Below are 12,808 nucleotides of genomic sequence, written 5' to 3'. Positions count from 1 at the left end.
AGCATTTGATACAAAAAAAGCTGGTGAAAGGCGGCCACCTTTCATCCAGCAGTCCCCCCATAAAAAGGAGGTATACACATGGATTATGATAAATTATCGAAGGACATATTACAACTCGTAGGCGGTGAAGAAAACGTTCAGCGCGTGATCCACTGCATGACGAGGCTGCGTTTTAATCTTCATGACAACGCGAAGGCGGATCGCAGTCAGCTGGAGCAGCTGCCTGGAGTGATGGGCACCAATATCAGCGGCGAGCAGTTTCAAATCATTATCGGAAACGATGTGCCGAAGGTGTATCAGGCGATTGTGCGGCACAGCAATCTCAGTGATGAAAAGAGCGCTGGTTCATCCTCTCAGAAAAAGAATGTGCTGAGTGCGGTCTTTGATGTGATTTCTGGGGTGTTTACCCCTATTCTGCCTGCGATTGCGGGAGCGGGGATGATCAAAGGACTTGTGGCGCTGGCAGTCACGTTTGGCTGGATGGCGGAGAAGAGCCAGGTTCATGTCATTTTGACGGCTGTCGGTGACGGTGCGTTCTACTTCCTGCCGCTCCTGCTAGCGATGAGTGCGGCGAGAAAATTCGGAAGCAATCCGTACGTAGCGGCTGCCATTGCGGCGGCGATCCTGCATCCGGATTTGACAGCCCTGCTCGGTGCGGGGAAACCGATTTCCTTTATCGGGCTTCCTGTAACCGCTGCCACTTATTCGTCAACGGTCATCCCGATTTTGCTGTCGATTTGGATTGCTTCATACGTGGAAAAATGGATTGACCGTTTTACACACGCATCTCTCAAATTGATTGTGGTTCCGACATTCACGCTATTGATTGTCGTGCCGCTGACATTGATTACAGTCGGTCCGCTTGGCGCTATTTTAGGAGAATACTTGTCTTCTGGGGTCAATTATTTGTTTGATCATGCAGGGCTTGTGGCAATGATTTTGCTGGCGGGTACATTCTCTTTAATCATTATGACGGGCATGCACTATGCCTTTGTGCCGATCATGATCAACAACATCGCTCAAAACGGCCACGATTATTTACTGCCGGCTATGTTTTTGGCGAATATGGGGCAGGCGGGAGCATCATTTGCCGTCTTCCTTCGCTCTAGAAACAAAAAATTTAAATCACTCGCGCTTACCACAAGCATCACGGCGCTGATGGGGATCACAGAACCTGCGATGTACGGCGTGAATATGCGATTGAAAAAGCCGTTTGCGGCCGCTTTGATTGGCGGTGCAGCCGGTGGCGCGTTTTACGGCATGACGGGTGTTGCTTCCTATATCGTCGGGGGGAATGCAGGTCTGCCGAGCATCCCTGTCTTTATCGGCCCAACGTTTATTTACGCGATGATCGGCCTTGTGATTGCGTTTGCGGCGGGAACAGCAGCTGCGTATTTGCTTGGATTCGAGGATGTGCCTTCTGACGGCAGCCAGCAGCCGGCAGTGCATGAAGGCAGCAGAGAGATCATTCACAGCCCGATTAAGGGAGAAGTGAAAGCCTTAAGTGAAGTCAAAGACGGAGTGTTTTCTGCTGGGGTCATGGGAAAAGGATTTGCCATTGAGCCTGAAGAAGGAGAAGTTGTTTCGCCTGTTCGTGGAAGCGTTACCACCATTTTTAAAACAAAACACGCAATTGGCATTACGAGTGATCAGGGAGCTGAAATACTCATACACATTGGATTGGACACGGTAAAGCTGGAGGGACAATGGTTCACGGCTCACATCAAAGAAGGCGACAAGGTCGCACCGGGAGATCCGCTCGTGTCCTTTGATCTGGAGCAAATCAAAGCCGCGGGATATGACGTCATTACCCCGGTGATTGTGACCAACACAGACCAATATTCGTTTTCGCCGGTGAAAGAGATCGGTAAAGTGCAGCCAAAAGAAGCGCTGCTTGCTTTATCTTGAAAAAACTAATGGGGTGATCAATATGAGTTCAAATGAAAAACGATTTCCAGAAGGATTTTTATGGGGCGGCGCAGTTGCTGCCAACCAAGTGGAGGGTGCTTATAACGAGGGTGGTAAGGGGCTTTCGACAGCTGACGTATCGCCGAACGGGATCATGTCTCCATTTGATGAATCAATGACTTCCTTGAATCTGTATCACAACGGGATTGACTTTTATCATCGTTATAAAGAGGATATCGCCTTATTTGCAGAAATGGGATTTAAGGCGTTCCGCACATCGATTGCGTGGACGAGAATTTTTCCGAATGGCGATGAAGAGGAGCCCAATGAAGAAGGCCTCAGATTTTATGATGATCTGTTTGATGAGCTGTTAAAGCATCATATTGAGCCTGTCGTAACCATCTCTCATTATGAGATGCCGCTCGGTTTAGTGAAAAATTATGGCGGCTGGAAGAATCGCAAAGTCATAGAGTTTTATGAACGCTATGCCAAAACGGTTTTCAAACGCTATCAACACAAAGTGAAGTATTGGATGACGTTTAATGAAATTAACGTAGTGCTCCATGCGCCATTTACCGGAGGCGGTCTTGTTTTTGAAGAAGGAGAAAACAAATTAAACGCGATGTACCAGGCGGCACACCACCAATTTGTGGCCAGTGCTCTTGCTGTCAAAGCGGGTCACGACATCATTCCTGATTCGAAAATCGGCTGTATGATAGCGGCAACGACAACCTATCCGATGACTTCTAAGCCGGAGGATGTCTTCGCGGCAATGGAGAATGAGCGCAAAACACTTTTCTTCTCAGATGTTCAGGCAAGAGGCGCATACCCGGGATATATGAAACGCTATCTGGCAGAAAACAATATTGAAATTGAAATGGCTGAAGGCGATGAAGAGCTCTTGAAAGAACATACGGTGGATTATATTGGATTTAGCTACTACATGTCGATGGCGGCGAGCACAGATCCGGAAGAGCTTGCAAAATCAGGGGGCAACCTGCTGGGCGGAGTCAAAAACCCTTACCTCAAATCATCAGAATGGGGCTGGCAGATTGATCCGAAAGGCTTGCGCATCACGCTCAACACCTTATACGACCGTTACCAGAAGCCGCTGTTCATCGTTGAAAACGGCCTTGGCGCTGTAGACAAGGTTGAAGAGGACGGCACGATTCAGGACGATTACAGAATCAACTATCTGCGTGATCATTTAATTGAAGCGCGCGAAGCCATTGCGGACGGCGTTGAATTAATCGGATACACATCATGGGGGCCAATTGACCTTGTCAGCGCATCTACTGCGGAAATGAAAAAGCGCTACGGCTTCATTTATGTAGACCGGGACAATGAAGGAAATGGAACATTTAACCGCATCAAGAAAAAAAGCTTCAACTGGTATCAGCAGGTTATCGCCACAAACGGAGAGAGTCTCTGACAATTTTTTGAAAACTCATGCGCTTCAATTGACAATAACGAAATGCAGGCGGACAATAAAAGAGAAAGATGAACCACCCACAGTCCGAAAGGCGGGAAGAGCATGTTTAACAAAATGTTAGTAGCGATTGACGGATCAGACATGAGTGCAAAAGCGCTTGATGCCGCAGTGCATTTGGCAAAAGAGCAACAAGCGGAACTAAGCATTCTTCATGTGGGGAGAGAAGCCGTCGTCACGACTTCTTCTCTGACGGGAATTGTCTATGTGCCTGAACACTTTATTGATGAAATCAGGAACGAGGTTAAAAAAGAGGGCCTGAAAATCCTTGAGAATGCAAAAGAAAAAGCAGCCGAAAAAGGCGTTCAAGCTGAAACCATTTACGCGAATGGCGAGCCGGCGCATGAGATACTAAATCACGCAAAAGAGAAAGGCGTCAGCCTGATTGTAGTTGGCAGCCGGGGGATCAGCGGCCTGAAAGAAATGATGCTTGGAAGCGTCAGCCATAAAGTGTCTCAATTATCAACATGCCCGGTTTTGATTGTTCGATAGATTTGTAAAAAAAGCGCCCTTGGGCGCTTTTTTTTATTTAGAATAGAAGTGTTATAATATCTACATGTAAAAAAGAGGAATTCTATGTGTAGATTTCTGAATTCACAAAAAACAGTTTATGCTATGCAGTATTGGAGGTAGAATACGTTTGATGCAACAGGATCCTTCCATATCGTCAAAACAAAAATCAACAGCCGTAATCAAAATGGTCATCTCTATGGTGATTTTCGGCTCCATCGGCTTTTTCTCAGAGCATACCAATCTGCCGTCATTTGAATTGGTCTTTGTCCGCTGCCTTTGCGCGACGCTGTTTTTAGGCTTTTGCTGGCTGGCGTCCGGCCAGTATAAAACTGAAAAATGGAGCAAGAGAGACGTGCTGCAAACATTGGCGTGCGGTTTCTTTCTTGTATTCAACTGGGTGTTCTTATTTAAGTCTTTTGAAGAAACGTCCGTTACAATTGCCATCTCTGTTTATCATCTAGCGCCGGTGCTTGTTCTTCTTCTGGGGAGCTTCTTCTACAGAGAGAAATTAAATGTGATCTCCGTCAGCTCCATTATCATCTGCTTTCTTGGGACTGCGCTGATTTCCGGGATTAACGGCAGCACATCATTGACACAGCTGATGGGATCAGGGATCATATGGGCAGTTCTCGCCGCACTGTTTTATGCGTTCACCACTTTATTGGGAAAAGGCATTCACAATCTCAGTCCTTACACGACCACCTTCTTGCAGACAGGTTTAGGGGTTATCATCCTGATTCCGTTTATTCACTTTGGCGCTTTTGCGGACCTATCTCAGGGAAACTGGATTATGGTGGTATCTACCGGCATCATCCATACGGGTATTGTATATTTGCTGTTTTTTGACAGTTTACGATTTTTATCAACGAAATTTATTTCAATCATTGTATTTCTCGACCCCGCTGTCGCGATCGTGCTCGATACCGTCTTCACAGGCTTCCGCCCTGACCTCTATCAAACGCTTGGCATCGTAATGATCTTTGCGGGCATGGCCTTGACGCTTGTCAGGAGGCAGGGGAAGGCGAATGTGACAGCTGAGGGTACGGATATTGAACAAATACAATAAAAAATGTAAAAAGGCCTATGCGGCCTTTTTTTGTTTTAGGTCAATTGACTCTCGCTAATCCTTAAAATAAGATAAATTTTCTAGAAAAATATTGTAATGATATTTCAGTCTAGTTAAGATTATTGAGTAAATATTACTTTTATTACAAAAGGAGAGAGGAAATGAAAAAAAGAAAGAGGCGAAACTTTAAAAGGTTCATTGCAGCATTTTTAGTGTTGGCTTTAATGATTTCATTAGTGCCAGCCGATGTACTAGCAAAATCTACAGAAGAAGAGAATGGAAACCGTATTGCTGCCGATGATCCAGAAGAAACTCTTCAGAAAGAACAAACTGAGGAAGCTGTACCTTTTGATCCAAAAGATATAAACAAAGAGGGTGAGATCACCTCTGAAAGAACAGAAAATACAAAACTCTATTATGAAGGTGACGGTGTCTATAAACAGGAAGTATACCTTGATCCTATTCATACAAAGGAAACACCGGATGCCGACTGGGAAGACATTTCTCCTGAGTTAAAAGAGTCGACAAGCAAACAAGTCGAGACAGAGAACGCTATTTTGAATTCAGATTTTCAAAAGCAAATGAAGAACGGGCTTTATGCGACTTTTGAGCATAATGACCATAAGGTTACATATTCACTAGCAGAAGCGAAAGGCCCGAATAAAACTTCACTTACTCCGAAAGATACCTCAGCAGATTATAAGACTGACAGTAATGAGATTGTGTATCCGGATGTGTTTCCGAATATTGATCTTCAGACTTTCACATTCAATGAAAACATAAAAGAAGATTTAGTCCTTCATCAGTATAATGGATACAACACATTTACATTTCAGTTAAAAACCGATTTGCAGGCTAAAGAACAAGAGGATGGATCCATTGATTTTTCTGATGAAAAAGGAAAAGTTGTTTTTTCTGTGCCTAAGCCTTTTATGACGGATTCAAAACTAGATGAGCTTTCCGGCGAGGTTGAACGGTCAGACAAAGTCAGCTATAAGCTGGAAAAGAATGAAGAAGGGTATTTGCTTCATCTTACGGCAGACGAGAACTGGCTGAAAGACCCAGAACGCGTATATCCAGTATCTATCGACCCGTCAACTTCTTTATCTGTTTCATCGGATACGTTTGTCATGAGTGCCTACCCGACGACGAACTATTCGGCCTCCTCACAAAAATGGGATGCTAATTTAAAGGCCTATGTACTGAAAACGGGCTATTATGACAAAACAACAGGCACAAACTATGCGTTCATGAAATTTAACAACCTAAAGCCAATTCAAAATATGACTGTCACTAAAGCTACATTAAAAACATACGTAGCCCATTCCTATTATGGAACAAAGGCAACCGGCCTTTGGCTGGATACGGTCAACAGCAATTATGATAATGCAAAAGTGACATGGAACACCAAACCGGCATCTAAAAATATCGGAAAAGCCGACGTCCATAAAGGACAGTGGGCGAGTTATGATGTGACCGCTGCTGTAAAGTCATGGAACTCCGGCGGGGCCAACTATGGATTTAAGCTTCATACAAACGGAAACGGCAAGGAATATTGGAAAAAACTAATTTCTTCAGCGAACTCCGCCAATAAACCATATATTGAAGTGACGTATACCATTCCAAAGGGAAACACACCTACAATCAAAGCCTATCACAACGGCGATTCCACTGGTTATTTCGATATCAGCTGGAAAAAGGTTGAAGGCGCAAAAGGATATAAGGTATGGATTTACAATGGTAAGGAATATCAAGCGATTTCTGCAGGCAACGTCACGTCGTGGAGCACAAAAGGTAAAAAAATCTGGCCTACGAGCGCAGAAATTGCCTCCAAGAGATATAAACTGCATCTGGACGGCAAGGATGGAGCTGAATTGGCATTAGATCCATCCCCGGTCTATAAGAATTCCGGCGGAAGCTATGCTACAAGCAAAAACTATTGGATTGGCGTCAGTGCGATATTTGACCAAGGTGAAGGAGCGATGTCCGCACCGGCAAAGCCCGTTATCCCTAATGTAGGAAAAGCACAAGCACCGTCAGCAAAGGGCTACAATAATGGGAATGCCACAGGATACTTCGACCTTTCTTGGAAAGCTGTATCCGGTGCAACCGGCTATAAGGTTCAGGTGTTCAATGGGAAAGGCTTTGAGACACTTGATCTCGGAAATCAGACGTCTTGGACCACAAAAGGGAAAAAGATCTGGCCGACAAGTGCAGAAATCAAGGCGGGAAAATATGCTCTTCACCTAAAGGACGGAAGCGGAGCAGAGCTGCCGATCAATCCCGGACCAACCTATAAAAACGCCGGGGGAGATGGAGCCAAAAGAAATTACTCGTTTAAAATTATCGCATACAACAAAGACGGCGAAGCCATTGCATCCCCGGCTGCTACCCCGGCACTTCCTGATATCGCTAGGCCAAAGAATGTAACTGGCTATTTGTATACAAATACAAAATCGAGTCAAACGGGTTATGTGAATTTGATATGGGAAAAGGTTCAAAATGCGAAGGGCTATAAAGTTAACATTTACAACGGTAAAGAATATCAGTCCTTTGATGTTGGTGATGCTGATCATTGGACAACCCAAAATAAAAACATCTGGCCGACTTCTGAGGAAATCAAAGCCGGAAGCTATAAGCTTCATACAGATGGAAAAGGCGGGGAATTAGCCCTCGATCCATCACCTGTCTATAACAATGCAAATGGGAATTACAAAGGGAAGAAGAATTATTCTTTCACGCTTGTCGCCTATGATGCGAATGGTGAAACGATTCCAACGGCGCCCTTTAACCCAACGTTCCATGAAGGCGCAGAATTCCTAGGTACAGAAGAGTACTGGTCTATCATTGATATCCCAAGCGGCCAGTTAAATGGTGCGACAGGCAATGTCATTGTGAATGAAGAAGATTTGTCAATTGATGGACGCGGTCCGGGACTTGGCTTATCGAGAACCTACAACAGTCTTGACAGCTCTGATCACTTATTTGGACAAGGCTGGTATGCTGATGCAGAAACATCTGTCATCTCAACGGATGGCGGGGCAATGTATATCGATGAAGACGCTACGACACATCGATTCACGAAAAAAGCCGATGGCACGTATCAGCCGCCGACCGGTGTATATCTTGAATTAACAGAAACAGCTGATCAGTTCATATTAAAAACAAAGGATCAAACCAACGCTTATTTCAATAAAAAAGGCGGCAAACTCCAAAAGGTAGTGGATGGCCATAACAATGCAACTGTCTATACTTACAATGACAAAAATCAACTGACCGCCATTACAGATGCATCAGGCCGCAAGCTTACATTTACCTATGATGAAAACGGCCATGTGACGTCCATCACAGGACCTAAGAATAAGAAAGTCACCTACTCATATGAGAATGATTTGCTGAAGAAGGTTACAGATACAGACGGGACTGTCACAAGCTATGACTACGATAGTGAAGGGCGCCTTGTCAAACAATATTCAGCTAACAGTACCGAAGCAAAGCCTGTCTTTACCGAATATCAGTATAGCGGTCACCGTCTCGAAAAAGCGATCAACGCTAAAAAAGAAACATATGTCTACAGCTATGATGCTGATAAAAAGACGCTTCTCATGACACAGCCAAATGGCCGGAAAGTACAGTATGGCTATAATGAAGCGGGAAATCCGATTCAGGTCATTGATGATGCGGAAGGGTTAAAAATTACAACGAATACAAAGTATGAAGGCAACAATGTTGTAGAAGATGTAGATCCAAATGACGTCGGCACCGGAAAAGCAACGGAAAGCTATCAATATGACAAAGATGGCAACGTTACGTCGGTTAAAGATGCATATGGAACTGAGACATACGAATACAACAAAAACAACGATGTCACAAAGATGAAGGATACCGAGGGCAATGTCACGGATATTGCTTATGACGGACTGGATGCTGTATCCGAAACCGATCAGAGCGGAAAATCATCGTCAGCAGCTGTTTATGATAAATATGGAAACCAGATTCAATCGAGCAAAGATTTATCAGCTTCAACTAATATTTTGAAAGATGGAAGCTTTGAAGCTCAAAAATCCGGCTGGAATCTGACTGCCTCTAAAGACAGCGGCAAAATTTCAGTCATCGCCGATAAAAGCGGAGTTCTTTCCGGATCAAAGGCATTGGAGGTCTTGAGCCAATCAACGTCTGCCGGAACAGATCATGGGTATTCGTCAGCAACACAAACAGTTGAGCTGGAGCCGAATACAACCTATACATTAAGCGGGAAAATCAAAACAGATCTTGCGAAATCAAGAGCCTATTTTAACATTGATTTGCGAGACAAAGATCAAAAACGAATTCAATGGATTCACAATGAATACAGTGCATTAGCCGGAAAAAATGACTGGACAAAACGGCAAATCACTTTTACGACTCCAGCGAATGCAGGCAAAGCTGTTGTGTATATGGAAGTCGATCATAAAGATAAAGATGGCAAAGGAAAAGCATGGTTTGATGAAGTCCAGCTGGAAAAAGGCGAAGTATCATCAAGCTATAACCCAGTTCAAAACAGCAGCTTCACATCAGCAACGGAAAACTGGAATGTAAGCGGAGCATCCGTTGATTCTGAAGAAGGCTTTAATGATGATGTATCATTAAAAGCTGCCCGGACCAGTGCGTCCCAAGCCGGATCAGTAACAAAACAAACCGTTGTCTTAGGGCAAAGCGCAAATGACAAACCGGTTTATCTCACACTGACAGGAATGTCGAAAGCAAGCAGCGTCAAATTTACAGATGAAAAAGACTATTCTCTGCAGGCGAATGTCACTTACGCTGACGGCAGCACAGGCATCTACAATGCGAAATTCCCTTCTGGAACACAGGAATGGAACCGAGCAGCTGTCGTCATCCCTAAAACAAAGCCGATCAATAAAGTCGATATCAGTATTCTGTTCCAAAAGAGTGCGACAGGCACAGTCTGGTTTGATGATATCCGTTTGATTGAAGGAAGCCTTCTGACTAAAAGCACGTATGACAGTAATGGCAACTATGTGACCAAGGAAGAGGACGAACTAGGTTACGCCACTTCAACTGATTACGATGAAACTGGTAAGAAAACGTCTGAAACAGATGCAAAAGGTGAAAAAACAACCTATACGTATGATCAGGCAGACCAATTGACAAACATGACGCTCTCTAACGGCACGTCTATCCTTCACAGCTATGATAAGGAAGGCAATGAGGTAAGCAAAACCATCCGGGCAGGAGCAGATCAAACCTATAAATTCGAATATGATGTCATGGGCAAGCTTGTCAAAACAACTGACCCTCTCGGCAATGTGTTAGCAAGCGAATATGATGCCAACAGCAACCTGACCAAAACCATTTCACCAAATGGCAACGAAGTGTCTCTTTCTTATGATGGAACAGACCGGGTGAAATCAAAGTCGTATAACGGTACAGAAAAGTACATTTTCACGTATGACAAAAATGGAAATGAAACGTCGGTCGTCAATAAAGAGCAGAACACCACAAAGAAACGGACATTTGACAACAAAAACCGTTTAACCGAACTGACAGACCGCGGCGGCAGCCAAACTTGGACATATCCTAGTGACTCCGATAAGCTGAAAACCTTCTCGTGGATTCATGGGGACCAAAAAGGAACGAATCAATTTACGTATAACAAGCTGGATCAAATGATTGAGATGAAAGACAGTACATCCTCATATTCATTTGATTATGATGAAAATGGAAACGTCCAAACCTTTATTACGGGCAACGGCGGCGGAACAAGTTTTTCATATGACGAAAGAAACCTTGTAAGCTCGCTGCATATCGGTGACAAAAACGGCGGAGACATTCTGACGGAAAGCTATGAATATGATGCCAACGGCAACCGCACAACGATAAACAGCTCAGCAAGCGGCAAGGTGCAATATGAGTATGGGAAGCTGAATCAGCTTGTCAAAGAAACCCATGAAGACGGTACTGTTATTGAATACACATATGATGGATTCGGAAACCGGAAAACCGTTACAACTATAAAAGACGGCTCAAGCAAAACGGTGAACGCTTCCTTCAACATCATGAACCAGCTGACAAAAGTCAATGATGAAAGCATCTCTTACGATAAAAACGGCAACCGCACATCCGACGGCAAATTCACATATACGTGGGATGCAGAAGATAACCTGACCGCCGTTACCAAAAAAGGCGAAGACAAGCCATTCGCAACATATAAGTATGACGAAAAAGGAAACAGAATCCAAAAAACCGTCAACGGAAAAGTCACGAACTACTTCTACGACGGAGACAGCTTGAACGTCTTGTATGAAACAGACGCGGACAACAACGTCACAAAATCATACACGTACGGAGACAGCGGCCAGCTGTTATCCTACACAGAAAATGGTAAGAAATATTTCTATCACTACAACGCTCACGGCGACATCATCGCGATCTCAGACAGCACTGGAAAAACCGTTGCCAAGTATCAATACGACGCATGGGGAAATCCAACAAAAACCGAAGCAAGCGACGAAGTAAAAGACAATCGCTACCGCTACGCAGGCTACCAATACGACGAAGAAACCGGCCTGTACTATCTCATGGCCCGCTACTACGAGCCAAGAAACGGCGTGTTCCTATCGCTCGACCCAGACCCGGGCAGCGACGGAGATTCATTGGATCAGAATGGGTATGCTTATGGAAATAATAACCCAGTGATGAATGTTGATCCGGACGGGCATTGGGTATGGCTTGTGGTAAATGCCGGATTTGCAGCCTATGATGGATATAAGGCATATAAATCAGGTAAAGGATGGAAAGGTGCTGCTTGGGCAGCTGCTTCTAATTTTGGTCCTGGGAAGATATTTAAGGGTGCTAGTCGCGCCTATAAGTTTACGAAGAAGGCAGTTAAAATCACAGGTCATACAAGACATGGACTTAATCAATCTATAGGAAGAAATGGAGGCCGTGGAGTCAATTTAAGGGCCAAACTGAATGCTGTGCGAAGCCCTAAAAAAGTAATAAAACAACCTAATGGGGCAACGAAATATGTTGGAAAAAAAGCTACAGTTGTTTTAAATAAAAGGGGTAAAGTAATCACAGCTTATGGAAGTTCAAGAGCTAAGGGTTCTAAACACGTATTCCATACACACGGAAAAGGAAATAAATCTAAGAGAAGGCGTTAATAAGGTTAAGCGAGGGGGGGATGACAACTACCCTCACTTAAACTTTAAATGAGGAGGAAATATGGCCAAAATAAAAGATGATTGTATAGAACTTGAATTAACACCGAGAAGGTATCAAGAGTTGGACGATGATCCATTTATTTTATCTGTATTTGAATTGTTGGAAAATAAGAAAGCCGTCGTTCGCGATTTTTCTGCTGTTTTATTAGAAAGTGAATATAAGGTGTTGATATCTGGGATCGAAACTATGATAAAAGGAAATCAAGACAGTATCAGTTTAGAGACTATTGAACCATTCTTATTTCTTAGTATTGATCAAGAAAACGGAAATTACAGAATTAAGATTAAAATTATATTTGATGATTATAAAGAAAGTAAGTCGAACTCCAACTTGTTCGAAATTAATTGTAATGAAGAAAAGCTAGAGTCTTTTGTGACCGCTTTAAAATTAAATCTTGAAAATACAAAAAATCCTTCTAAACTTCCTTAATTATAAATAATTTCTGCATTGGATAAAAATGGGGCATTTATTGATGGAACATTAAATAAGAGATGTTACCATCCTCTCTTATTTGTATGACAAAAGAATCTAAAAATATAGAATTGATTGGGATGAAGAGGATTTGCCAAAAAGGTTCCCAGCGTTTTGTGAAAAGCCCACTGGGT

At 43.6% G+C, this 12,808-nt stretch carries 6 protein-coding genes; all 6 read left to right on the top strand.

The annotated features are described in order from the left end of the window. The first annotated feature begins 78 nt into the window (after nt 1-78). The 6 genes from bglP (at nt 79) to wapI (ending at nt 12,632) form a co-directional block, all read left to right on the top strand. Nucleotides 79-1,908 carry a phosphotransferase system (PTS) beta-glucoside-specific enzyme IIBCA component gene (bglP, locus tag BSU_39270; RefSeq protein ID NP_391806.2) on the top strand — a complete coding sequence of 610 codons (1,830 nt, stop codon included), beginning with the start codon at nt 79-81 and terminating at the stop codon, nt 1,906-1,908. Nucleotides 1,909-1,930: 22 nt separating this feature from the next. After that, on the top strand, nt 1,931-3,340 hold the full coding sequence (gene bglH / locus BSU_39260) for an aryl-phospho-beta-d-glucosidase (protein ID NP_391805.2): 1,410 nt from the start codon (nt 1,931-1,933) through the stop codon (nt 3,338-3,340). Between the two features lie 102 nt (nt 3,341-3,442). Beyond that, nucleotides 3,443-3,889 carry a phosphate starvation protein (universal stress protein A family) gene (yxiE, locus tag BSU_39250; RefSeq protein ID NP_391804.1) on the top strand — a complete coding sequence of 149 codons (447 nt, stop codon included), beginning with the start codon at nt 3,443-3,445 and terminating at the stop codon, nt 3,887-3,889. 151 nt (nt 3,890-4,040) lie between these two features. Beyond that, nucleotides 4,041-4,976, top strand: coding sequence for a putative transporter (yxxF, locus tag BSU_39240; protein ID NP_391803.1), 936 nt, complete (start codon nt 4,041-4,043; stop codon nt 4,974-4,976). 161 nt (nt 4,977-5,137) lie between these two features. Further along, nucleotides 5,138-12,142 carry a cell wall-associated tRNA nuclease precursor; intercellular growth inhibitor gene (gene wapA, locus BSU_39230; protein NP_391802.2) on the top strand — a complete coding sequence of 2,335 codons (7,005 nt, stop codon included), beginning with the start codon at nt 5,138-5,140 and terminating at the stop codon, nt 12,140-12,142. Between the two features lie 61 nt (nt 12,143-12,203). Next, entirely contained in the window at nt 12,204-12,632 is a 429-nt protein-coding gene (gene wapI, locus BSU_39220; protein NP_391801.1) for an antitoxin of WapA tRNase, read from the top strand. The last annotated feature ends 176 nt before the right edge of the window (nt 12,633-12,808 follow it).

The sequence above is a fragment of the Bacillus subtilis subsp. subtilis str. 168 genome, assembly GCF_000009045.1.
Lineage (GTDB): Bacteria > Bacillota > Bacilli > Bacillales > Bacillaceae > Bacillus > Bacillus subtilis.
This window is presented reverse-complemented; position numbering and strand designations above follow the sequence as displayed.